The organism is Caryophanon tenue, from assembly GCF_001700315.1.
Lineage (GTDB): Bacteria > Bacillota > Bacilli > Bacillales_A > Planococcaceae > Caryophanon > Caryophanon tenue.
On sequence record NZ_MASJ01000002.1, the window covers coordinates 15,195 to 38,795 of the forward strand.

At 40.1% G+C, this 23,601-nt stretch carries 22 protein-coding genes; 21 read left to right on the plus strand and 1 reads right to left on the minus strand.

The genetic code is table 11. The features are described 5' to 3' along the window. Positions 1-8: 8 nt before the first annotated feature. From mnmG to ychF, 6 genes are all read left to right on the plus strand, one after another. Positions 9-1,898, plus strand: coding sequence for a tRNA uridine-5-carboxymethylaminomethyl(34) synthesis enzyme MnmG (mnmG, locus tag A6M13_RS02600; RefSeq protein WP_066542692.1), 1,890 nt, complete (start codon positions 9-11; stop codon positions 1,896-1,898). 137 nt (positions 1,899-2,035) lie between these two features. After that, positions 2,036-2,752 (plus strand): 16S rRNA (guanine(527)-N(7))-methyltransferase RsmG, encoded by a 717-nt coding sequence (rsmG, locus tag A6M13_RS02605; RefSeq protein WP_066542694.1) that lies wholly within the window; start codon positions 2,036-2,038, stop codon positions 2,750-2,752. Between the two features lie 93 nt (positions 2,753-2,845). Continuing rightward, a complete protein-coding gene (locus tag A6M13_RS02610; protein ID WP_245669206.1) occupies positions 2,846-3,646 on the plus strand; it encodes a ParB/RepB/Spo0J family partition protein in 801 nt (266 codons plus the stop codon). Positions 3,647-3,731: 85 nt separating this feature from the next. Continuing rightward, on the plus strand, positions 3,732-4,580 hold the full coding sequence (locus A6M13_RS02615; RefSeq protein WP_066542698.1) for a mechanosensitive ion channel family protein: 849 nt from the start codon (positions 3,732-3,734) through the stop codon (positions 4,578-4,580). Beyond that, a complete protein-coding gene (locus A6M13_RS02620; RefSeq protein ID WP_066542700.1) occupies positions 4,580-4,774 on the plus strand; it encodes a DUF951 domain-containing protein in 195 nt (64 codons plus the stop codon). The genes A6M13_RS02615 and A6M13_RS02620 overlap by 1 nt, the downstream gene beginning before the upstream one ends. 111 nt (positions 4,775-4,885) lie before the next feature. Further along, positions 4,886-5,986 carry a redox-regulated ATPase YchF gene (gene ychF, locus A6M13_RS02625; RefSeq protein WP_066542701.1) on the plus strand — a complete coding sequence of 367 codons (1,101 nt, stop codon included), beginning with the start codon at positions 4,886-4,888 and terminating at the stop codon, positions 5,984-5,986. A gap of 39 nt (positions 5,987-6,025) precedes the next feature. Here the strand turns inward: ychF and A6M13_RS02630 are convergent, their stop codons facing one another. Continuing rightward, positions 6,026-6,607, minus strand: a complete 582-nt coding sequence (locus A6M13_RS02630) for a DUF3267 domain-containing protein (RefSeq protein ID WP_066542702.1) — start codon at positions 6,605-6,607, stop codon at positions 6,026-6,028. A 266-nt stretch (positions 6,608-6,873) separates the two neighbouring features. Between A6M13_RS02630 and rpsF the strand changes: the two genes are divergently transcribed. From rpsF to A6M13_RS02705, 15 genes are all read left to right on the plus strand, one after another. After that, positions 6,874-7,164: a 30S ribosomal protein S6 gene (rpsF, locus tag A6M13_RS02635; RefSeq protein WP_066542707.1), complete on the plus strand. Its 291-nt coding sequence runs from the start codon at positions 6,874-6,876 to the stop codon at positions 7,162-7,164. Positions 7,165-7,201: 37 nt separating this feature from the next. Then, a complete protein-coding gene (gene ssb, locus A6M13_RS02640; RefSeq protein WP_066542709.1) occupies positions 7,202-7,783 on the plus strand; it encodes a single-stranded DNA-binding protein in 582 nt (193 codons plus the stop codon). 35 nt (positions 7,784-7,818) lie between these two features. Beyond that, positions 7,819-8,058: a 30S ribosomal protein S18 gene (rpsR, locus tag A6M13_RS02645; RefSeq protein ID WP_211270286.1), complete on the plus strand. Its 240-nt coding sequence runs from the start codon at positions 7,819-7,821 to the stop codon at positions 8,056-8,058. A 163-nt stretch (positions 8,059-8,221) separates the two neighbouring features. After that, positions 8,222-9,166 (plus strand): YybS family protein, encoded by a 945-nt coding sequence (locus A6M13_RS02650; RefSeq protein WP_066542711.1) that lies wholly within the window; start codon positions 8,222-8,224, stop codon positions 9,164-9,166. 11 nt (positions 9,167-9,177) lie between these two features. Continuing rightward, positions 9,178-11,151: a DHH family phosphoesterase gene (locus tag A6M13_RS02655; protein WP_066542713.1), complete on the plus strand. Its 1,974-nt coding sequence runs from the start codon at positions 9,178-9,180 to the stop codon at positions 11,149-11,151. Continuing rightward, positions 11,148-11,597 (plus strand): 50S ribosomal protein L9, encoded by a 450-nt coding sequence (gene rplI / locus A6M13_RS02660; RefSeq protein WP_066542715.1) that lies wholly within the window; start codon positions 11,148-11,150, stop codon positions 11,595-11,597. The genes A6M13_RS02655 and rplI overlap by 4 nt, the downstream gene beginning before the upstream one ends. Positions 11,598-11,612: 15 nt before the next feature. Beyond that, entirely contained in the window at positions 11,613-12,983 is a 1,371-nt protein-coding gene (gene dnaB, locus A6M13_RS02665) for a replicative DNA helicase (protein WP_066542716.1), read from the plus strand. Between the two features lie 246 nt (positions 12,984-13,229). Continuing rightward, positions 13,230-14,516 (plus strand): adenylosuccinate synthase, encoded by a 1,287-nt coding sequence (locus A6M13_RS02670; RefSeq protein ID WP_066542717.1) that lies wholly within the window; start codon positions 13,230-13,232, stop codon positions 14,514-14,516. Positions 14,517-14,894: 378 nt separating this feature from the next. Continuing rightward, on the plus strand, positions 14,895-16,166 hold the full coding sequence (locus A6M13_RS16585; RefSeq protein WP_066542718.1) for a peptidoglycan DD-metalloendopeptidase family protein: 1,272 nt from the start codon (positions 14,895-14,897) through the stop codon (positions 16,164-16,166). 199 nt (positions 16,167-16,365) lie between these two features. Next, complete coding sequence (gene yycF / locus A6M13_RS02680; RefSeq protein ID WP_066542719.1) at positions 16,366-17,076, plus strand: response regulator YycF; 711 nt, start codon at positions 16,366-16,368, stop codon at positions 17,074-17,076. A gap of 6 nt (positions 17,077-17,082) precedes the next feature. Beyond that, positions 17,083-18,912, plus strand: a complete 1,830-nt coding sequence (walK, locus tag A6M13_RS02685) for a cell wall metabolism sensor histidine kinase WalK (RefSeq protein ID WP_066542722.1) — start codon at positions 17,083-17,085, stop codon at positions 18,910-18,912. Then, entirely contained in the window at positions 18,912-20,222 is a 1,311-nt protein-coding gene (locus A6M13_RS02690) for a YycH family regulatory protein (RefSeq protein ID WP_066542724.1), read from the plus strand. The genes walK and A6M13_RS02690 overlap by 1 nt, the downstream gene beginning before the upstream one ends. Next, positions 20,209-21,030 (plus strand): two-component system regulatory protein YycI, encoded by an 822-nt coding sequence (locus A6M13_RS02695; RefSeq protein ID WP_066542726.1) that lies wholly within the window; start codon positions 20,209-20,211, stop codon positions 21,028-21,030. The genes A6M13_RS02690 and A6M13_RS02695 overlap by 14 nt, the downstream gene beginning before the upstream one ends. Positions 21,031-21,034: 4 nt before the next feature. Next, the gene (locus tag A6M13_RS02700) at positions 21,035-21,823 is read left to right on the plus strand and encodes an MBL fold metallo-hydrolase (RefSeq protein WP_066542728.1); all 789 of its coding nucleotides are present in this window, start codon (positions 21,035-21,037) and stop codon (positions 21,821-21,823) included. A gap of 425 nt (positions 21,824-22,248) precedes the next feature. Continuing rightward, on the plus strand, positions 22,249-23,544 hold the full coding sequence (locus A6M13_RS02705) for a S1C family serine protease (protein ID WP_066542729.1): 1,296 nt from the start codon (positions 22,249-22,251) through the stop codon (positions 23,542-23,544). Positions 23,545-23,601 lie beyond the last annotated feature (57 nt).

The window sequence follows — 23,601 nt, forward strand, 5'->3', positions numbered from 1 at the left end:
GTCAAATTATGGCAACACAATATGAAGCAGGTAATTATGATGTAATTGTTGTCGGTTCTGGTCATGCAGGTGTCGAAGCGGCATATGCAGCGGCAAAAACGGGCGCAAAGACATTAATGCTTACAATCAATTTAGAACTAATCGCATTTATGCCATGTAATCCATCTGTTGGGGGACCTGCAAAAGGAATCGTTGTACGTGAAATCGATGCTTTAGGTGGCTTAATGGGTCGCGTGATTGATAAAACGCATATTCAAATGCGTATGTTAAATACAGCAAAAGGTCCTGCTGTGCGTGCATTACGTGCGCAAGCAGACAAACAGTTATACCAACGTGAAATGAAACGTATCTTAGAAGAAGAGCCAAACTTACAAATTCGTCAAGCGATGGTGGAAGAATTAATTATTGAAGACGGTGCAGTAAAAGGTGTGTTAACACAAGTTGGTGCGATTTACCGTGCAGACGCAGTTATTTTAACGACAGGTACGTTTTTACGCGGAGAAATCATTATTGGGGATCTAAAATATTCATCAGGTCCGAATAACCAGCAGCCGTCAATTCGTTTAGCCGATAATTTAAAAGAGTTAGGCTTTGACTTAGTTCGTTTTAAAACAGGTACACCACCACGTGTGAATAGCCGTACGATTGATTATTCAAAAACGGAAATCCAACCAGGTGATGAAGAGCCACGTGCATTTAGTTATGAAACAACGGAATATATTACAGACCAAATGCCATGTTGGTTAACATATACGAGTGAACATACACATGACATTATTAACGAGAACTTACACTTATCACCGATGTTCTCAGGCATGATTAAAGGGACAGGTCCTCGTTACTGTCCATCCATTGAGGATAAGATTACACGTTTTGCGGATAAGCCACGTCATCAAATCTTCCTTGAGCCAGAAGGTCGCGATACACAAGAAGTATACGTACAAGGTTTCTCAACGTCATTACCAGAGCATGTACAGCGTTTAATGGTGGCATCAATTCCAGGATTAGAGAACGCTGAAATTATGCGTGCTGGTTATGCGATTGAGTATGATGCGATTGTGCCAACACAATTATGGCCAACACTTGAAACAAAAGCGATTAGCGGGTTATACACAGCTGGTCAGCTAAATGGTACTTCTGGATATGAAGAAGCGGCTGGTCAAGGGTTAATGGCCGGTATTAACGCAGGCTTAAAAGTACAAGGCAAAGAAGAAGTGATTTTATCACGTTCAGATGCTTATATCGGTGTATTAATTGATGACTTAGTAACGAAAGGCACAAATGAGCCTTACCGTTTATTAACGTCACGTGCGGAGTATCGTTTATTATTACGTCATGACAATGCAGATTTACGTTTAACAGATGTGGGCTACAAAGTTGGGTTAATTTCAGACGAGCGTTATGCACGCTTTACGAAAAAACGTCAACAAGTTGAACAGGAAATTGCGCGTTTACGTGATATTATCGTGAAGCCAAATGAAAAAACGCAAGAAACAGTACGTTCTGTTGGTGGTGCGGAATTAAAAGATGGTATTCGTGCATCTGATTTCGTAAAACGTACAGAAATGACATATGAGCTAGTAGCAGGTTTAATTGAACCAACTGCTGAAGCGTTAGATGAAGATGTGCGTGAGCAAGTTGAAATTCAATTAAAGTATGAAGGGTACATCCAAAAAGCACTTCAGCAAGCAGATAAGCTAAAGAAAATGGAAGACAAGAAAATTCCTGAAAACATCGATTATGATGCGATTGGCAGCTTAGCAACAGAAGCGCTACAAAAATTAAAGCAAGTGCGTCCATTAACGATTGCACAAGCATCACGTATTGCCGGTGTAAACCCAGCGGACATTTCGATTTTACTTGTGTATATTGAACAAGGAAAAATTGCCCGCGTATAATAGTACAGGAGCTGTCCTGCAGAACATTGCAGACAGCTCCTTTTTCTATGCACAGCTTATCCACATATTGTGTATAGTTTGTATGTGAAATGGTATACTGTGGACAATATGGATTTTGAAAGAAATGAGGTTTTAACATGAATGAACAGCAGTTTATTGCGGCATTAAAAGAAAAAGGTATTGAGCTAAGTGAGCAACAAATCGCACAGTTCCGTAAATACTTTGAGTTGCTTGTAGAGTGGAACGAAAAGATGAACTTAACAGCCATTACAGATTTAGAAGGCGTGTATTTAAAGCATTTTTACGATTCAATTAGCGCGTCATTTTATTATGACTTTACGCAAACAGAAAGCGTATGCGATGTAGGTGCAGGCGCGGGCTTCCCAAGCTTACCAATTAAAATTTGTTATCCACATTTACACATTACGATTGTGGATTCATTAAATAAGCGCATTACGTTTTTAAACCATTTAAGCGAAGAGCTTGGTTTAGACAATGTACAGTTCGTGCATGCACGTGCTGAAGAATTTGGACAAAACCCAGCATACCGTGAAAAATTTGATACGGTAACAGCCCGTGCAGTTGCGCGTCTAAGTGTCTTATCAGAGCTATGTATCCCACTTGTAAAAGAGGGCGGCAAGTTTGTGGCGTTAAAAGCAGCAGCGGGCGCAGATGAATTTAAAGATGCGAAGTCAGGTATTAATACGCTAGGTGGTAAATTAGAAGAAGAGCATCACTTCTTATTACCGGTGGAAGAAAGTGAGCGTTCTTTATATGTGTTTAACAAAATTAAAGCGACGCCAAAAAAATATCCACGTAAACCAGGTGTACCAAATAAATCACCAATTAAATAAACGGTGTACCGCTACTTTCTGAAGTGGCGGTATTTTTTTTAGGCTGACAGCGGTATACTTTTTGTACAGTTATGAGAAAAAGGAGTGTTGGCGGTGCCACAGCAAGAAGAACAAATTCACCATGTGAGCGTAGCGAGCATTATTGTTAATCCGTATCAGCCACGGAAAGTGTTTGATGACGAAGCATTGCAGGAACTTAGCGACTCGATTCGAGAGCACGGTGTATTGCAGCCGATTGTGTTACGCAAGAAGAGTGCGAAGTATGAAATCGTTGTCGGTGAACGACGTTTTCGTGCATCAAAACGTGCTGGACTAACGACCATTCCTGCGATAATTCGTGAGCTAACAGACCAAGAAATGATGGAGCTTGCCATTTTAGAAAACTTACAACGTGAAGATTTAACACCGATTGAAGAAGCGGAAGCATATTACAATTTAATTCAAAATTTAAAGTTTACGCAGGAAGAGCTTGCCGTACGTTTAGGCAAAAGTCGTCCGCATATTGCGAACCACATTCGTTTACTGAGTTTGCCACAAGATGTACGAACAGCCATTACTGACGGAAAGTTATCAATGGGACATGGTCGAGCACTTCTTGGGTTAAAGGTGCAACGCCAAATGTCTGTCATGGCACAAAAAGTGATGCGAGAAGGAGTAAGTGTGCGTCAGCTCGAAAAAATCGTCCAGCAACAAACGACTGTTTCACGTGAAACCAAAGTCCCGTCTTCTAAAAATGTTTTTGTACAAGAATGTGAATCACAGTTACGTGAATATTTTGGCACAAATGTACAAATACAAACGACGAAAAATAAAGGGAAAATCGAAATCGAATTTTATTCTGATGATGATCTAGCGCGTATTTTAGAGCTGCTACAGCTTGAAGATTTAGAGTAGTGAAAAGTAGGAAAGCATGATTGTGTGCGACATAAATTATATGTTAGCATCTACTGTAGAATATGGATGAAGGAAAGGAATTTTTATGGACGTACAAGGATTAATACAACGATGGACAGACTATTTAATGAGTCCACAACTATGGGACAAAATCGGCAGTGCTACACTTGAAATTACGTTAATTTTAATTGTGTCCGCAATTGTCGTGCCACTCGTTAAGTCAATTATTGCGAGGGTGTTCAAATTACGCCGAAAAACACCGCTTCGCGGCAACGACCGCCGTGATACGACGATTTTAAAATTACTACAAAATATTGTCGTGTACTTAGTATACTTCTCAGCAATTGTTGGGATTTTATCATCAATGGGTATTCAAGTAGCTGGTTTACTTGCCGGAGCCGGGGTAGCTGGTTTAGCGATTGGTTTTGGTGCACAAAGCTTAGTAAAGGATGTCATTACTGGATTCTTTATTATTTTTGAAGATCAGTTCGGTGTTGGTGATTATATTAAATTAACGGGCGGCGAAGGAACGGTTGTTGAAATTGGGTTACGTACAACGAAAATTCAAGGACCAACTGGCGAACAATATATTATTCCAAACGGTGGGATTACAAATGTCACAAACTACTCGGTGAATAATACAAATGCCACAATTGATTTAGATGTGCCGGTGAATGCCGATATTGAAACTGTACAAAGTGTCATTCAAGAATATTTAAATACATTGCCACAAACACATGAAGAGTTAGTACGTGCACCGCAATTTATCGGTGTTGTGAACTTTAACTCAACAGAGGCGACTGTGCGCATTACGTATGAAACATTGCCACGACAATCAGGTCCAATTGGCCGTGTTATCCGCCGTGATGTAATTTCAATTTTTGCGGGCTTTGGCTTTATCGCGACAGATTCGGATGAAGGAGAAGAAAGCTAATGGAACAAAAAACATTTGCATTAAACGACATTGTTGAAATGAAGAAGCAGCATCCATGTGGAACAAATGCGTGGAAAGTGATTCGTGTCGGTGCGGATATTCGTATTAAATGTGAAGGGTGTGGGCATAGCGTAATGTTGCCACGTCGGGAGTTCACGAAGAAAATGAAACGCGTCATTTCATCTGCACAATGACATTAGACTTTTTACGTCTAAGTCCATATAATAGACAAGGTTATAACATGAAATTTAGGCTCTCAACAGACAGCATTAAATATTAAACATTAAAGGAAGGTCGTGTCACCTATGGCATTAACAGCTGGTATCGTAGGTTTACCGAACGTTGGTAAATCAACATTATTCAATGCAATTACAAAAGCAGGCGCACTTGCAGCCAACTATCCATTCGCAACAATCGAACCAAACGTAGGAAGTGTAACAGTTCCAGATGAGCGTTTAGATAAATTAACAGAGTTAGTAACACCGAAAAAAACAGTTCCAACAACATTTGAATTTACAGACATCGCTGGTATCGTAAAAGGTGCTTCTACAGGTGAAGGGTTAGGAAACAAATTCCTTGCACATATCCGTGAAGTAGACGCAATTTGCCAAGTTGTACGTTGTTTCGAAGATGAAAACATTACACACGTATCAGGTACAGTAAACCCAATTGATGATATTGAAGTAATTAACTTAGAGTTAATTTTAGCGGATTTAGAATCAGTAGATAAACGTATTGCACGTGTTGGGAAAATGGCAAAGCAAAAAGATAAAGATGCAATGGTAGAAGAGCCAATTCTTCAAAAAATTAAAGAAGCGTTAGAAGCTGAAAAAGCAGCGCGTACAGTTGAATTATCAGAAGATGAGTATAAAGTGATTAAAGGCTTAAACTTATTAACGATTAAACCAACACTTTACGTAGCGAACGTTTCTGAAGATGAAGTAGCTGATACTTCTGACAACAAGTATGTAAACATGGTACGTGAATATGCAGCTGCTGAAGGTGCACAAGTTATTACAATTTGTGCAAAAATCGAAGAAGAAATCTCTGAGTTAGAAGACGACGAGAAAAAAGAGTTTTTAGCAGAGCTAGGTATTCCAGAATCAGGCTTAGACCAATTAATTAAAGCTTCTTATAGCTTACTTGGTTTAGCTACTTACTTCACTGCAGGTGTACAAGAAGTACGTGCATGGACATTCCGTAAAGGCATGAAAGCACCTCAATGTGCAGGAATTATCCACTCTGACTTCGAGCGTGGCTTTATCCGTGCAGAAACAGTGGCCTTCACAGATTTAGTAGAGTACGGTTCAAAACCAGCTGCTAAAGAAGCAGGGCGCGTACGTGCTGAAGGTAAAGAATACGTTGTACAAGATGGCGACGTAATGGAGTTCTTATTTAACGTATAATTTAAAAAAGCCGCTGACATTCACTGTCGGCGGCTTTTCTTATTGCTGTTCTTGTTCATGAAGCGGCTCGAATTCAGTCGTGCCTGGTGGGTAAACGTAAAGTGTCGGTTCTTTCGGGTCATCTTGTACAAGTGCATCTTTTGGGAATTTTCGAAGTGCTTTATACATCGTAAAATCCCCGACAGCACCAGCGATTAACAATGCACCAGCGAAAATCCATATGTAGTTATCCGTGTAAAAACCGAAAATCGTTGGTACAACACCTGTTAACCAAAACGGAAGCAGTAACGCCTTTTTCATCGCACGGTTTTCAAGTGGTGTTGAGGTCGTCGCATATGCAATGCCTAACTCAAGGTTTAGGCCGTATTTGAGCGATTTGATTGGCACATTGCCATACACAACGAAGCCGACTAAGTGGAAAAGCTCATGTAAAACAATGAGTATGACGTAAACAGCACACAGAAGGAGAATATCGATAAGGAAGTTGCCAACACCTAGGAATAGCTCGCGTGGCTGTAGTATGTAATTGAGCATGGGTAAAACAATGACTAATAGGATAGACCAAATGATATTTTGGCGAATCATGTTATTCATATTAAGGGCAATAATGTCACGTTTCATGTAATCACCTAACTTTCTGTTATTTCTCCCTATTGTATCACGTGCAAAGCAGCAATTTATTTGATACAATAAGAATATATGTTCGATTTTTGTTCGGGCGATAAAACATCAAAATTAAAAGAATCAGCAGTAATTTCAAAAGATATTTCTTGAATGTCTTTCTTCGCTATGTTACAATTCATTGATGTGAGTAATAAATGTTACTTGCTCCTTGCTCCTCGTTTTAGATGAGTGAGCCAAAGACCATAAGGAGGTGCAATTATACAATGCGTAAATACGAATTAATGTACATCATCCGTCCAAACATCGAAGAGGACGCGAAGAAAGCAGTAGTTGAACGTTTCGAAGAGATCTTAACTTCTAACGGTGCTGAAATCGTAGAAGCAAAAGAGTGGGGTAAACGCCGCTTAGCTTACGAAATCAACGACTTCCGCGAAGGTTTCTACCAAATCGTGAAAGTTAACGCTGGAACTGAAGCAATCAACGAGTACACTCGTCTTGCTAACATCAGCGAAGACATCATCCGCTTCATCGCTGTTCGCGAAGAAGAGAAATAATTTTGAATTAAACTGCTGACAAGGAGGTTGTATACGAATGATTAATAACGTCGTATTAGTTGGAAGACTAACAAAGGATCCGGAATTAAAAATGACTCCATCTGGTATTGCAGTGGCTCGTTTTACAATTGCTGTAAACCGTCCATTTACAAGCCAAGGTGGCGAAAAGAAAGCGGATTTCATTAACTGTATCGCTTGGCGCAAGCAAGCGGAGAACTTAGCTAACTTTATGCGCAAAGGCGGATTAATTGGCGTAAGTGGCCGCATCGAAACAGGTTCATATGATGGTCAAGACGGTAAACGTGTTTATACAACTGAAGTCGTTGCAGACAACATCCAATTTTTAGAGTCTAAAAACAGTGGTAATCAGCAAGGTGCTGGTGGTTGGCAACAGCCTCAACAACAAGCTGGTTATAGCAATAATAACCAATATGGTCAACAGCCGTCTTACGGTCAACAACCATATGGCAATGCACCACAACAGGCTCCATTTACGAATCCGGCTCCAATGCAACAGCCGCCGAATCAGCAAAACTATACAACAATGAACGATGATCCATTTACAGATAACGGTAATAAAAACTCTGTTGATATTTCAGAGGATGACTTACCGTTCTAATATGGACATTAAAAAATTATTAAAGGAGGAACACGATAATGGCACCACGTCGCGGAGGCCGCAAACGCCGTAAAGTTTGCTACTTCACTTCTAACAACATTACGCACATCGACTACAAAGATGTAGATCTTTTAAAGAAATTCATCTCTGAGCGCGGTAAAATTTTACCACGTCGCGTAACTGGTACTTCTGCTAAATACCAACGTAAGCTTACAACAGCTATCAAAGTTTCACGTATTATGGCATTATTACCATTCGTTGCTGATGAGAAATAAGATTTGACTTTCCCGTCAAATTACAGCTAACCACGCTATAAGCTTTTGCTTATAGCGTGGTTTTTTTATGCGAAAAGTAGCGATAAGCATGGTTTGGATGGCTATACAAAACATGGTACAATGAAAAAGTATTGACAATTAGCATCAAAAAGGAAGGTTTATTATGCCGAAAAAGCAAACGAGTAAGTTAGCGCAAGGTGCGATGATGACCGCACTGTTTACAGTATTATTAGCGCTTGCTTTTTACGTGCCATTAGTTGGAACGGTCGCTACATTATTTGTGGCACTACCGATTATTTGGTACGCAGCAACGTATGATTTGAAGGCCACGCTTTTAGTAGCGACAGCAGGATGTATTATTTCCTTGTTAATCGGTGGATTATTAGCTTTCCCATTTGCGTTATTATTTATTGCGCTCGGTGTTGTTATGGGGTATGGTATCCGCACGAAAAAGAGCAAAGAAATGGTGTTTTTATCGTCTAGTGTTGCTGTATTACTAGCGTCAGCCATTCAATATATCGTTTCGATTAAATTATTTGAAATTGATTTTATTAAAGATTCTATCGCGCTCGTACGTACGACGTATACAGAATCACTAGAGTATTCAAAAGAATTAACAGGTCAAGAAGTATTTACACAAGAGCAGTTAAACTTAATGTTTGAAACGATTGAATTAACCATTCCGGCAAACGTAACGATTGCCGTATTTTTAATTACGTTCATCATTATGATGGTCAACTTACCAATTTTAAAACGTCTAGGAGTGGACGTACCGAAGTTTGCACCGTTTCGCCATATGCGTTTACCAAAAGCGATTTTATGGTATTACTTAGCTATTTTAGTTGTAGATATATTTATTCAACCAGCATCGGGTTCAACATTGCATATGGTGACGTTGAATATATCGATGGTGCTCTGGATTTTATTAGTACTACAAGGGATTTCACTTGTTCACTTCTTCATACATGTGAAAGGCTTACCGAAAGCATTAGCATGGCTTGCAACAATCTTTGCAGTACCGTTATATTCGTTCTTTGTACTGCTAGGCATTTTGGATTTAGGCTTTAACATTCGCGGATTTATCGACAAAGAGCAGCCGAAAGAATAGGGGTTGATCCAATGGGGACTTTTCGCAAAAGACCGATGCGTTATCCAATCATTGTCTTTATGATATTACTAATTATCGCAGCATTCCTCATTAGCTTTTGGAATGTATGGGCTGCTATTTTTTATACACTCATTGCCGTCGTAAGTGCACTGTATGCATGGAAGGTGGAGCGTATTTTATATGTAGAAACAGAAAATCATATTGAGACATTGTCATATCGCATGAAAAATGTAGGGGAAGAGGCATTCTTAGAAATGCCAATTGGAATTGTGCTGTTAAATGAACAGCAGGAGATCGAATGGACAAATCCTTACATGGTACAAGCGTTAGAAAAAGAATCATTAATCAATGCAGATTTAGATATTATTTCACCGGAGCTTGTGCCTTTTGTGAGGCAAGAAGAGCAGCGTGAGCGTACAATTACGGTGGATACGAAAAAATATCATGTTATTTATAAACGCCATGAGCGACTATTGTATTTCTTTGATATTACAGAAAAAGTTGAAATTGAAACACAGTACTTTGCAGATCGTACCGTGTTAGCCATTTTATTTATTGATAACTATGATGAAATTACATCCATGATGGATGACCAAGCTCGTAGTTTAACGAATACAATTGTGACATCGATTGTGAATGATTGGGCAAAAGAGCATGATATTTTCATTAAACGGATTTCATCGGACCGTTTTATTGCGGTGTTAAATGAATCCATTTTACGCGTATTAGAGCAAAAGAAGTTTGCCATTTTAGATGATATGCGTGAAAAAACACAGCAACGCAATTTATCATTAACATTAAGTATTGGTGTTGGCGTGGAGTCAGGTTCATTAACGGAGCTTGGACAACTTGCACAATCTAGTCTTGATTTAGTGCTAGGGCGTGGCGGTGACCAAGTAGCTGTTAAAAATCCAGATGGTAAACTGAGCTTCTATGGCGGAAAAACGAATCCAGTAGAAAAGCGGACGCGTGTACGTGCACGTGTTATTTCACATGCACTGCGTGATTTAATTCAAGATAGTGACCGCGTATTTGCAATGGGGCATGCTCAGCCAGACTTAGATTCCATTGGTGCTTGTATCGGTGTTCGAAAAATGGCAAGCATGAATAAAATAGATGGGCATATTATTGTGAATTTCGATGAGTTAACAGGTAGTGTAGGGCGTTTAATGGATGAAGTAAAGCAAAAGGAAGAATTATATACATCATTCATTTCACCACAGGATGTGACAACGCTTGTAACTGAAAAATCACTACTGGTAATTGTGGATACACATAAACCAAGTTTAGTTGTAGATCCATCGATTTTAAAGCGTTTTGATAAAGTCGTTGTCATTGATCATCATCGCCGTGGTGAGGAGTTTATTGAACATCCGACACTTGTATATATGGAGCCATATGCGTCATCAACCGCTGAGCTTGTGACCGAGCTACTTGAGTATCAGCCAAAACATGATAAAATTACAATGATTGAAGCCACAGCGCTTTTATCAGGAATTATTGTCGATACGAAGAGCTTCACATTACGTACCGGTTCCCGAACGTTTGAAGCGGCATCGTATTTGCGTACAGCAGGAGCTGATACGATTTTAGTACAGCGCCTTCTAAAAGAGGATATTGATACGTATATTGAACGCTCACGCATTATCCAAACGGTGGAATTTGCAGCACCAGGCATTGCAATTGCACATGGCGAGGAAACAGAAATTTATGAATCTGTACTCGTCGCACAAACAGCTGATATTTTATTAACGATGAAGGATATTTCAGCATCGTTCGTTATTGCAAAGCGTATGGATGGCAGAATTGGCATTAGTGCACGTTCACTTGGTGATACGAATGTTCAGCTAGTGATGGAAAAGTTAGGTGGCGGAGGTCATTTAACAAACGCTGCGACACAAATGCCAGACCAGCCATTTACAGACGTTGTGGCACAGTTAAAACAAGCGATTACTGAAGTGATAGAAGGGAGTTCAGAAACATGAAAGTAGTATTTTTACAAGATGTTAAAGGACAAGGTAAAAAGGGACAAATTAAAGAGGTATCTGAAGGGTACGCACAAAACTTTTTAATTAAAAAAGGATTAGCAAAAGAAGCGAACGCGCAAGCAATGAGCGAACTACAAGGTCAAAAACGCCTTGAAGAAAAAAATGCAGCGGCTGAATTACAAGCAGCTAAAGATTTAAAAGAAAAGTTAGAAGCACTTGAAGTAGTCGTAAAGGCAAAATCAGGTGAAGGTGGTCGTTTATTCGGTTCAGTATCAACGAAGCAAGTAGCTGCAGAACTACAAAAAACACATGGTATTAAAGTGGATAAGCGTAAAATGGAATTACCAGACGGTATCCGTTCATTAGGCTACACAAATGTACCAATTAAATTACATCATGATGTAAAAGCGACATTAAAAGTTCACGTGAAAGAAGAAGCGTAATAAGGAGAGAGATCTATGGCCGATCCAATTATGGACCGTGTTCCGCCGCATAACCAGGAAGCTGAACAAGCTGTCCTTGGGGCGATTTTCCTTGATCCTACAACGCTAATTACCGCATCTGAAATTTTACGAGCTGAGGATTTTTATCGATCAGCACATCAAAAAATCTTTGAAACGTTGATTCGTTTAAGTGACCAAGGAAAAGCAATAGATGTCGTTACTGTAACTGAGGAGTTGTCTTCGAAAAAGGAACTAGAAAACGTTGGTGGAGTTGCATATTTAATGGAACTCTCCAGTGCTGTTCCGACCGCTGCAAATGTTGGCTACTATGCCAAAATTGTAGAGGAGAAGGCACTCCTTCGTCGTTTAATCCATGTTGCTACGAAAATTGCAGAAGATGGGTATACGCGTGAGGATGAAGTAGAAGCGTTATTAGGCGAGGCTGAACGCAAAGTGATGGAAGTGGCGAACCGCAAAAATGCGAGTGATTTCCGTCATATTAAAGATGTATTAGTTAACACGTATGATAATATTGAACAACTCCAGCACCGAACAGGAGATGTAACAGGTGTACCAACAGGATTCGTTGATTTAGATAAGTTAACAGCGGGCTTCCAGCGCAATGATTTAATTATTGTTGCTGCACGTCCATCTGTTGGTAAAACCGCATTTGCTTTGAACGTGGCACAAAATGTCGCAGTGCGTGCAAATGAAAATGTCGCTATTTTCTCTTTAGAGATGGGGGCAGAACAATTAATTATGCGTATGCTTTGTGCGGAAGGCAATATTGACGCGCAAAATTTACGTACGGGTGCATTAACACCAGAAGACTGGAATAAGCTAATGATTGCGATGGGGACATTATCAGATTCAGGTATTTTTATTGATGATACGCCAGGTGTTCGCATTAGTGAAATTCGTGCGAAATGCCGTCGTTTAGCGAACGAGCAGGGCGGTTTAGGCATGATTTTAATCGACTATTTACAGCTCATTCAAGGGAACGGTAAAGCAGGCGAAAGCCGTCAGCAAGAAGTATCGGAAATTTCACGTTCCTTAAAAGCGTTGGCGCGTGAGTTAAAAGTGCCAGTTATTGCGTTATCACAGCTGTCACGCGGTGTAGAGCAACGACAAGATAAGCGTCCAATGATGAGTGACTTACGTGAATCGGGTTCGATTGAGCAAGATGCTGATATCGTGGCGTTCTTGTATCGTAATGACTATTATGATAAATCAGATGAAGCGGAAGATAAGGGCATTATCGAAATCATTGTTGCGAAACAACGTAATGGCCCGACTGATACCGTTAAGCTTATGTTCAAAAAGGAATATAATAAATTTATTAACTTAGATTTTAGTGAAGAACGAAATGCACCAGCACCTTATTAAGGTGATAAGTGAAAGTTTTTGCAGAACCCTTAGCTATTTGAATTACTTATAGCAACTATTAAAATAGTAGATATGTGACTGCGTACTGACGCGGATTATCCTCATATCCAATCGTAAACACGAACGATTTTGGTTTTATTATCAAAATGCGTTCGTGTTTTTTGTTGACCATAATTACTATAAATTGATAAAATGAAAAGCGTTGAGGAATTAATTGGTAAATAATTTCTAGTGGAGGTGCTGATTATGACATCAGTAGTAGTTGTAGGTACACAGTGGGGCGACGAAGGTAAAGGAAAGATTACAGACTTTTTATCAAAGAAAGCTGATATTATTGCACGTTTTTCAGGTGGCGATAATGCAGGTCATACGATTAAATTTGATGGGGAAACATATAAGCTTCATTTAATTCCATCAGGTATTTTTTATGGGGAAAAGCTATCGGTAATGGGGAACGGTATGGTCATTAACCCGAAGTCATTAGTAAAGGAACTAACGGGCTTAGTAGAGCGCGGTGTTGACCCATCGAACTTACGTATTTCAGATCGTGCGCATGTGATTTTACCGTATCATATTTATCAAGATCAGTTAGAGGAAGAAGCACGTGGCGATAATAAAATTGGCACGACCGTAAAAGGTATTGGTCCTTGTTACCAAGATAAAATTGCGCGTATGGGAATTCGTATTGCAGATTTATTGCATAAGGATACATTCGAACAAAAGTTACGTGAAAACTTAGAGAAGAAAAACCGCTTATTTGATAAATACTACGAGGCTGACACATTAAACTTTGATGAACTATTTGAAGAGTACTACAACTACGGTCAACAAATCGCACAGTATGTAACCGATACATCGAAAGTTTTAAATGATGTATTAGATGAAAGGGGACGCGTGTTATTTGAAGGAGCGCAAGGGGTGATGCTTGATGTTGACCACGGAACTTATCCGTTCGTTACTTCATCTAATCCCGTTGCAGGTGGTGTCACAACAGGTACGGGTATTGGTCCTTCGTATGTATCGCGTGTTGTGGGTGTATGTAAAGCGTACACATCACGTGTTGGTGACGGTCCGTTTCCGACAGAATTATTTGATGAGCAAGGGCATCATATTCGCGAGGTTGGGCGTGAGTATGGGACAACGACAGGTCGACCACGTCGCGTAGGTTGGTTTGATGCAGTTGTTGTGCGCCATAGCCGTCGTGTATCAGGCATTACAGATTTAGCATTAAACTCGATTGATGTGTTATCAGGCTTAGAAACGGTGAAAATTTGTACAGCGTATAAATATAACGGTGAGGTATTAACCGAATACCCAGCAAGTTTAGATGTGCTAAAAGCTTGTGAGCCAGTATATGAAGAGTTACCAGGCTGGTCAGAAGATGTAACAGCTGTACGTACATTAGATGAATTACCGCAAAATGCACGTCGTTATATTGAGCGTGTACTAGAGCTAACAGGTATTGATTTAATGACGTTCTCAGTAGGACCAGCACGTGAGCAAACAAATATCGTTAATGCCATCTGGGAATAAAAAGACAATTTCAAGTATTAAAAAGAGAGATTGAGTCAAAAAGAAATATCCTTCAGCGATAACTGCTGAGGGATATTTTTGTGCTTTTGGTGCTACTCCACATAGCGCATGCTTGTCCTGCTGAAGTCGCCGCTTGTGTCGGAACGCACCCGCCAAATTCTTATCGTCTCCATACACGTATTTTCATCAGAAATAGGGTCCCCATCTCTTTTCTTCGTTCAACGTAATTTGCCTATACGATAATTTTCTTAAAATAATGTAAGGTTTAAAACTGAGCAGATGATGGGCTTCTAAACTCATATTATGATAAAGTATTAAAAGTTGTGTGAAAAAATAATAAGCAAGAATGATAGACATATGAAAGTTGAGGAAATGAGTATGAAAGGAACAAGGCAACTGGGGAAGCAAACATGGCTAATGATAATAAGCTATGTCGCCATGCTAGGCGTAGTAGTAAGTGTTGCGCTCGTTACATATTCTGTAGCATTCGCGAAAGAAGAGCCAGTTGAAAAGCAAGAAGTCCATCGTGTATTTATTGAAGACCAATATATAACGACAGTAGAAAATGAGCAGTTGGTAGAGCATATTCAAATTTTGAATGAGCAGCAAGTGGCATCGGCATACCCGAACTATACGATAGAGCCAATTAATGGTATTAAAGTGGTAACAGAAGAAGTAGCGTATGAACTTGTAAATGAAGATAATGCGGCGCAGCAACTGGCGGATGCATTAGAGGTTGATGTACAAGCATATGCAATTCGTGTAGACGGTGAAACGATTACACATGTAAAAGACGAGGCAACAGCACATGAAGTAAAGCAGCGTCTATATTTACAATATGTTACATGGGAGCAACTACAGCAAGCACGGAGCGGTGAAGTACCGACGGAGCTTGCAAATCACCAGCGCTATACGACGGATGTGTATTTTAATGAAACGTTTGAAGTGGTAAAGACAACGGTGAAGCCGTCAAATGTGAAAGGTGAGGATAATGCTGTTCAAGCGTTATTGCCACATATATCGGTGCAGGCAATTTTCCGTGATTATACGCATGTGGAAGTTCCATATACACACGTTGTGCAAGAAGATGCCTCTATGTTTAAGGGGGACACACGCGTAGCGCAACATGGTGCGAATGGTGTTGAAGGCGTGACGTACACGGTGCGTGAAATTAATGGTAAACGTGTCGGGAAATCGGTTATTGCAAAACAAACTGTACGCGAGTCACAGCCACATATTACGCTGAAAGGGACGCGCCAAAATATCGGTTTTGGTACTGGTGATTTCGTGTGGCCAGCAGTGGGTGGCTATATTTCAAGTAAAATGGGCGAGCGTTGGGGACGACAACATCAAGGAATCGATATTGCGAGACCAACGAATCGTGATATTTTAGCGTCAGATGGCGGCGTGGTTACAATAGCGACCGCTCATAGCACATACGGTAACTACATTAAAATTGACCATCAAAATGGTTACGAAACGATTTATGCGCATTTGTCGGCATTTAAAGTGCGTGTTGGTGAGAAGGTTGGACGTGGACAACGCATTGGGACAATGGGTTCGACAGGTCGTTCAACAGGCACGCATTTACATTTTGAAGTGTATAAAAATGGTCGTGTGCAAAATCCATTAAACTATATACAGCAATAATAACAAAGCCTAGTGAAGTATAGTCGAACTCACTAGGCTTTTATAACGTTCTATACAATATATATCTATTGTACAATATTAATGGAGTAGGAAAATTGGCATCAACTATGACTGAAACATGCAGAGAAACACAAAGCGTGATACAGTTAAGAGTAAAGTCAAATTGTAAGGAACGAAAGCTGAAAGGAGCATGAATAAAATGAACAAAACAATATTAGTTGTTGATGATGAAAAACCGATTGCAGATATTTTGCAATTTAACTTAATAAAAGAAGGCTATAATGTCGTATGCGCATATGATGGAGATGAAGCGCTACAAAAGGTGGAGGAAGCACAACCTGATTTAATGTTATTAGATATTATGCTACCAAAACGCGACGGCATGGAAGTATGTCGTGAAGTGCGTAAAAAATATGACTTCCCGATTATTATGTTAACGGCGAAGGGCTCGGAAATTGATAAAGTGTTAGGACTTGAAATGGGTGCGGATGATTATGTCACGAAGCCATTTAGTACGCGTGAGTTAATTGCACGTGTTAAAGCAAATATGCGCCGTTTAAATGTTTCTGCTCAAGTAGAGGAAGCAGAGCGTGATTCAAATGATATCGCAGTAGGAGCGCTTGTGATTCAGCCGGATGCATATTTAGTCCAAAAGCGCGGGGAAGCAATTGAGCTGACACACCGTGAGTTTGAACTATTACATTACTTAGCACAGCATATCGGACAAGTAATGACACGTGAGCACTTACTTCAAACGGTGTGGGGCTATGACTATTTTGGGGATGTGCGTACGGTAGACGTAACAATCCGTCGTCTGCGTGAAAAGATTGAAGATAATCCGTCACACCCTGTATGGATTGTTACGCGTCGTGGTGTTGGTTACTATTTACGAAATCCTGAGCAGGAGTAAACATATATGCCAAAAGTAAAATTTTTAAAATCGATTCATGTGAAAATCGTGGTCATTTATATTTTACTTATCGTTTTAGCAATGCAAATTATTGGGCTGTATTTTATTAAAGAGCTAGAGCACAACTTAAAGGAAAACTTTATGGAGTCGATTAATAATCGCGTAGAGCTCGTAAAATATAATGTCAGTGAAGAAATGCAGCGAGAGCGAGATGAGACGACCGTTTCACAAGAGTCGAGCTTAAATGAAGTATTATCGGGCTTCGCCTCAAATGATATTTTGGATGCGCGTGTGTTAAATGACCAGTACCGTGTGCTTGGGACAGCGAAAAATAGCTCGCGCAGTAAAGTAGGACAATATGTAGAGAATGAAGCGATTGAAAAAGTAGTGAAATCTGGCGAGCAATATGACGTTATTACCGTCGATGAAAATACGAAAAAGCGCGTATGGGTACTGATTGTGCCAGTCATGACGAACGATAAAGTGATCGGTGTGTTATACATTGAATCAGATATTGAAAAAGTGTATGACAATATGAATGAAATTAACGGCATTTTAGCGTTAGGTACGCTCATTGCTTTATGTATTACGATCGTGTTAGGAACATTAATTGCACGTACGATTACACGCCCAATTTCTGATATGCGTCGTCAGGCACAAGCACTTGCAAAAGGAAATTTCTCTCGTAAAGTACGTGTGTACGGCTCGGATGAAATTGGTCAGTTAGCGATTGCGTTTAATAACTTAACGAACCGTTTGCAAGAGGCGCACTCCACAACTGAAGCGGAGCGTCGTAAGCTTGCATCCGTACTGACGAATATGACAGACGGTGTTATTGCGACAGATCGAAAAGGACGCATTATTTTAATTAATGACCCGGCCTTGCAGCTGTTACAGTTTGAACGTACGGAAACACTAAACCGTCCGATTATTAGCGTGTTAGGGCTTGACCAAGATTATGAATTTGAAGATTTAATTCATATGAAGGATTCGGTGAATTTAAACTTTAGCACACAAGATATTCCGTATATTTTACGTGCGAATTTCTCGGTGATTCAAAAGGAATCAGGCTTTGTAAATGGTTTAATTACAGTATTACATGATATTACGGAGCAAGAGAAAATCGAAATGGAACGTCGTGAGTTTGTTGCGAATGTATCACATGAATTGCGTACGCCATTAACGACGATGCGCAGTTATTTAGATGCGCTTGCAGATGGTGCGTGGCAAGACGAAAATATTGCACCGACATTTTTAAATGTCACGCAAACGGAAACAGAGCGTATGATTCGTTTAGTAAATGATTTATTACAGCTATCAAAAATGGATAGCCAAGATTATCAATTTAATAAGGAAGTCGTTGAATTTAACCGCTTCTTTGAGCGTATTATTGACCGCTTTGAAATGTCAAAATCACAAAATGTCGACTTTATTCGCTTGTTACCTGAGCAGTCATACTTTGTAGAAATCGATACGGATAAGCTAACGCAAGTTATTGATAATATTATTTCAAATGCGATGAAGTACTCGCCAGATGGTGGTTATATTCGTTTTGGCTTCACCGTACAAGATACATTCCTAAAAGTCATGATTTCGGATGATGGTATGGGGATACCGAAAGAAAACTTAACACGTATTTTTGACCGTTTCTATCGTGTAGACCGTGCGCGTGCGCGTTCAATGGGCGGCACTGGTTTAGGTTTAGCAATTGCGAAGGAAATGATTCAAGCGCATGGTGGTCAAATTTGGGCTGAAAGTGAAGAAGGGCATGGTACAACGATTTTCTTCACGTTACCGTATCAAGAGATGGACGATGAAGTAGGTGATTGGGATTGATGCGCTATATCGAGCAAGTTAAAACAGGGGTGCTGCTGTTTTTAGTAGCACTTAGCTTACTTCTCACATTTATGATTTGGACATACAAGCCAGACTATGGTGTGATTGAAGAAAAAGAAGTAGAAGAAATTATTATTGATGAACCGACATCCCTTTCAAAGGTGTTACGGCCGTATAAGCTAGTCTTTCGAGGGGAAAGTGGTTGGCGTGGTACGGTATCAACAAGCAATGTCGATAATGTACTAAATGTCATGCATGATTGGACATTAACAGATTTAACGTTAATTACGAATACATTTGATGCACAGCAATTTAACGACCTCGTGAGAACGCCTGACCATATGACGATGATTTTTGCTGAGGAAGTGCCGATTGCGCTATTCCGTGAATTTTTCCAATTAGACGTGGAACGTACACCGAATATGTCATTTGACCGTTTTGTCGTCTATTGGGATGCTGAAACGAAAGCCGCGCAAGCATATTTTGTGAATTTACAAAATGCGGTACTTTATGAAGCTCAAATTATGATGCCAGCACCGAATGATGATGAAATGATGCTGCACGACGTTATTAATGCATCGACAGATTATACTGAGATTACGCGCGATAATGCGACATCTTTATATGTTGTAAAAGATGCAGTAGAAACCGTACAATACACATACCATACAGGTGAAGCGTCTGTAGACAAGTTTGTACGTTCGTTGTTCTCAGATTACTCAAGCGTCAACAAGCAAACAAATTCAGCAGCGAGTGAGCAATATATTAGTGCTTCTGAAAAGATGGATGTGAATCCGATTCGTCGTCAGTTCAAGTATGTGAATCCGCGTGGGCGTGCTGAACAACTAACACCTGATGAGTTGATTTATCAAACATTCCGCTTTATTAATAGTACAGGTAGTTTTACAGGCGATTTCCGCTATGTGTACGGTGACCTTGGACGTAATTTAACGCAGTATCAGCTATTTGTGCAGGGCTTCCCTGTTTATAGTGAAGATTCGTCAACGTTTATTTCACTTACGTGGCGTGGCGGTCGACCGTATGAATATGACCGACCGTACTATACATTAGATATTGCGGATATGCAGGCAGAGGCATTGATGTCAGGTACGGCAGCTATCAGCACATTAAGCCTACAAAATCCCGAGCTATTACAAACGATTGATGACTTAGTCGTTGGATATACGCTGAAGCATACCGAAAACAGTCGAATTTTCGTGTTAGAGCCGTCATGGTTTGCGATACAAGGAATGAAATATATTCGGATTGACCCGAATATGATTGGAGGGACATTTAATGGATTGGAGTAAAACACAGACGATTTTTATTATCGTGTTTTTAATCTTAAATATGTTCCTCTACTCGCTCTACATTGACCGAAAAAATGCCGCACAGGATTTAGATATTATTGCGGACAAGTCGTTAGAAGTTCGTTTAAAAGAGGACCGCATTACAATGGAAGAGCTACCTGAAATTGAAGATGGGGATCTATACATTTCAGGCAAGCGCCATAAGTTTACGTTAAATGAAGTTGCCGATATGCCTGAACAAAACTTCTATGTAGAAGATACTGGCTATACATTAACAGGTACACTAAATCAGCCACAAACGTTAAAAACGATTGATGCCGAGAGCTTAACGGAATTTGTGGAGGACTATGTTTACTTAGGCGACCAATTTACATTATGGGAAATTGATGAAGACGAACAGCGAGCGATTTTCTTTCAAAAAACATCGGACCGACCTATTTATTATGAGGAAGATGCGGTGTTAGAAATTGAGTGGAATAAAGACAATTTAATTCGCATGTATAAAATGTCGATGCTTACAGAAATGGAGCCATTTGAACATCAAGCCCCACTTGTAGAACCAGTAGCAGTTATTGAAAAATTATATTTACAAAAGTTATTAGAGCCAAAAGACCATATTAAAGCGGTCAGCATTGGCTATACGTTTATGTCGGCATTATCACAGCGCGAGGTATTCGTTGCAACATGGGAAGTTCATGTTGAAAATAAAGAATTACAAACAGAGGAATCATTTTTTGTGAATGCGGTGGATGGAACGATTTTAAATATTACACCGAGTGAACGAGTAGATGATGAACGTAAGGAGTAAGGACATGCGTTTTAGTGTATTAGCAAGTGGCAGTACAGGTAATGCCATTTATGTGGAAAACGATGAGCATGCCTTTTTAGTAGATGCAGGCTTGACCGGTAAAAAGATGGAGCAACTTTTTGCTGAAATTAATCGTGATGTCAAAAAGCTTTCGGGCATTTTAGTAACACATGAGCACGTGGATCATATTAAAGGGGTCGGCGTATTAGCAAGAAAGTACAATTTGCCGATTTTTGCGAATGCGAAAACATGGGATGCTATGGATAGAAGTGTGGGCACCATCCCACTTGACCAACGTTTCCATTTTGATATGGAGGCGATACATAGCTTCGGTGGATTAAGCATTGAATCATTTGCGGTAAGCCACGATGCAGCAGACCCGATGTTTTATGTATTCCACGAAGGTGATAAAAAATTAGCCATCATTACGGATACGGGGTATGTGAGCGATCGAATGAAAGGACATATTCGAGGGGCAGACGCATTTGTGTTTGAAAGTAACCATGATGTGAGCATGCTTCAAATGGGTGCGTATCCTTGGAATACGAAACGTCGAATTTTAAGCGACGTAGGACATGTTTCAAATGAGGATGCAGCCATTGCAATGAGTGATGTCGTGTTTGAAAAACCTACACAAATTTATTTATCCCATTTAAGTAAGGATAACAATATGAAGGAATTAGCACGTATGAGTGTCACACAAACATTGCAGTCATGCGGTATTATTTGCGGTGAGCATGTACATTTACATGATACGGACGCAAATATCCCAACGAAATTAGTGCAAGTATAATGGAAAGCTGTGCCAGAATTCCATTTCTGATGAAAATAAGTGTATTGAGATGATAAGAATTTGCGGGTACGTCCCGACACAAGCGGCGACTTCTGCAGGAAAAGTAATGTTTTTCTGCGACGAGTGACCGCAGGAGCATACGCTTGAGACTTTTAAGAGGAACATCTGCCAAGAACGCCACATCGTGTGGCAAGGCATATGTGACAAACTTCGTATTTACCCCAAGCCATGCCTGCGAAATGCGTCCGCTATGTGGAGTAGCACCAAAAGCAGAAAAATATCCTTCAGCAACGACAACGGCTGAAGGATATTTCTTTTTGTCTCGGACTGTTTTTTAATGAATCATTAGGCAATTTTCATGTAATTTTAATGTTTGCTCGGTATAGTAAAGCTATAGAAAACGACAGGAAGTGGAGGAGTTAATCATGAGTTATTTTGACGATAAAGACCCACAACAACAAGAGGAACTTACGCCGCTACAACAACGTTTAGCAGAAGATGAGAAGCGGATGTCAAAGCAAAAACCAAAAAAGGATAAAGGCAGCATCGGTTACTTTTTTAGCGCCCTTATCGGTGTCATGATTGGTGCGCTGCTCGTATGGTTTTTAATGCCGAGCATGCTAGGTGACGTTGAAAACAACACAACATCTGTAACGAACAATACAGGCAATGTTTCGCAAACAGCGACAACGGTAACATCTGACATTACGAGTGCCGTTGAAAAAGCATCGGGGGCAGTCGTTGGGATTTCAAACTACCAGCAAGCACAAAGCTCATTAGGCGGCTTCGGTTTTTGGTTTGGGCAAGGTGGACAACAAACAGAAGGTGAACTAACAGAAGCGGGTACAGGCTCTGGCGTTATTTATAAAATTGATGGCGATACAGCTTATGTGGTGACAAACTACCACGTAATTGAAAACGCAGAACGTATTGATATTACATTAGCAGATGGTACGAAAAAGGAAGCAACATTAGTCGGTGGTGATGTGTGGACGGATTTAGCCGTTATAAAAGTAGAAGCGGACGGCATTGATACTGTCGCAACATTTGGTGACTCAGACACATTAAAACAAGGTGAACCGGCGATTGCGATTGGTAATCCACTTGGCTTAGACTTTTACGGCTCTGTCACAACAGGGGTTATTTCTGGTTTAGAACGTTCAGTACCTGTCGATTTAGATGGTGACGGTGCTGAGGATTGGGAATCTGAAGTTATTCAAACAGACGCCGCGATTAACGGTGGTAACTCAGGTGGTGCACTTGTCAATATTAACGGTGAATTAGTCGGCATTAACTCAATGAAAATTGCGGAAGAAAGTGTAGAAGGACTTGGCTTTGCGATTCCAATCAACACCGTTATCCCGGTGATTACACAGCTTGAACAAAACGGAAAAGTTGTACGTCCACAAATGGGCATTTCATTAATGGACGTATCGGAAGTACCGTCATTCTACCAACAAGAAACATTAAAATTACCACAAGACATTACAACAGGTGTTGTCATTGCGGAAGTGGTACCTGGCTCTGCAGCTGAGCAAGCAGGACTCCAACAATATGATGTCATTACTGCTTTAGATGGTGAAAAGGTAGACAGCGTCATTGATTTACGCCAACATTTATACAATGAAAAAACGGTTGGCGACACAATGGATGTTACTGTATATCGTCAAGGTAAAGAAGTTTCAGTCACAATGAACTTAACAAGTGGCGAAACATTATAAGAAATTCAAAACGAGCGACTAGGACATTTCTTTCCTAGTCGCTCGTCGTTTGTTACA

Bases quoted from the DNA above. Each gene is read 5' to 3' on its own strand.
- mnmG (WP_066542692.1), top strand. From the start codon at position 9: ATGGCAACACAATATGAAGCAGGTAATTATGATGTAATTGTTGTCGGT.
- rsmG (WP_066542694.1), top strand. From the start codon at position 2,036: ATGAATGAACAGCAGTTTATTGCGGCATTAAAAGAAAAAGGTATTGAG.
- A6M13_RS02615 (WP_066542698.1), top strand. From the start codon at position 3,732: ATGGACGTACAAGGATTAATACAACGATGGACAGACTATTTAATGAGT.
- A6M13_RS02620 (WP_066542700.1), top strand. From the start codon at position 4,580: ATGGAACAAAAAACATTTGCATTAAACGACATTGTTGAAATGAAGAAG.
- ychF (WP_066542701.1), top strand. From the start codon at position 4,886: ATGGCATTAACAGCTGGTATCGTAGGTTTACCGAACGTTGGTAAATCA.
- A6M13_RS02630 (WP_066542702.1), bottom strand. From the start codon at position 6,607: ATGAAACGTGACATTATTGCCCTTAATATGAATAACATGATTCGCCAA.
- rpsF (WP_066542707.1), top strand. From the start codon at position 6,874: ATGCGTAAATACGAATTAATGTACATCATCCGTCCAAACATCGAAGAG.
- ssb (WP_066542709.1), top strand. From the start codon at position 7,202: ATGATTAATAACGTCGTATTAGTTGGAAGACTAACAAAGGATCCGGAA.
- A6M13_RS02650 (WP_066542711.1), top strand. From the start codon at position 8,222: ATGCCGAAAAAGCAAACGAGTAAGTTAGCGCAAGGTGCGATGATGACC.
- A6M13_RS02655 (WP_066542713.1), top strand. From the start codon at position 9,178: ATGGGGACTTTTCGCAAAAGACCGATGCGTTATCCAATCATTGTCTTT.
- rplI (WP_066542715.1), top strand. From the start codon at position 11,148: ATGAAAGTAGTATTTTTACAAGATGTTAAAGGACAAGGTAAAAAGGGA.
- dnaB (WP_066542716.1), top strand. From the start codon at position 11,613: ATGGCCGATCCAATTATGGACCGTGTTCCGCCGCATAACCAGGAAGCT.
- A6M13_RS02670 (WP_066542717.1), top strand. From the start codon at position 13,230: ATGACATCAGTAGTAGTTGTAGGTACACAGTGGGGCGACGAAGGTAAA.
- A6M13_RS16585 (WP_066542718.1), top strand. From the start codon at position 14,895: ATGAAAGGAACAAGGCAACTGGGGAAGCAAACATGGCTAATGATAATA.
- yycF (WP_066542719.1), top strand. From the start codon at position 16,366: ATGAACAAAACAATATTAGTTGTTGATGATGAAAAACCGATTGCAGAT.
- walK (WP_066542722.1), top strand. From the start codon at position 17,083: ATGCCAAAAGTAAAATTTTTAAAATCGATTCATGTGAAAATCGTGGTC.
- A6M13_RS02690 (WP_066542724.1), top strand. From the start codon at position 18,912: ATGCGCTATATCGAGCAAGTTAAAACAGGGGTGCTGCTGTTTTTAGTA.
- A6M13_RS02695 (WP_066542726.1), top strand. From the start codon at position 20,209: ATGGATTGGAGTAAAACACAGACGATTTTTATTATCGTGTTTTTAATC.
- A6M13_RS02700 (WP_066542728.1), top strand. From the start codon at position 21,035: ATGCGTTTTAGTGTATTAGCAAGTGGCAGTACAGGTAATGCCATTTAT.
- A6M13_RS02705 (WP_066542729.1), top strand. From the start codon at position 22,249: ATGAGTTATTTTGACGATAAAGACCCACAACAACAAGAGGAACTTACG.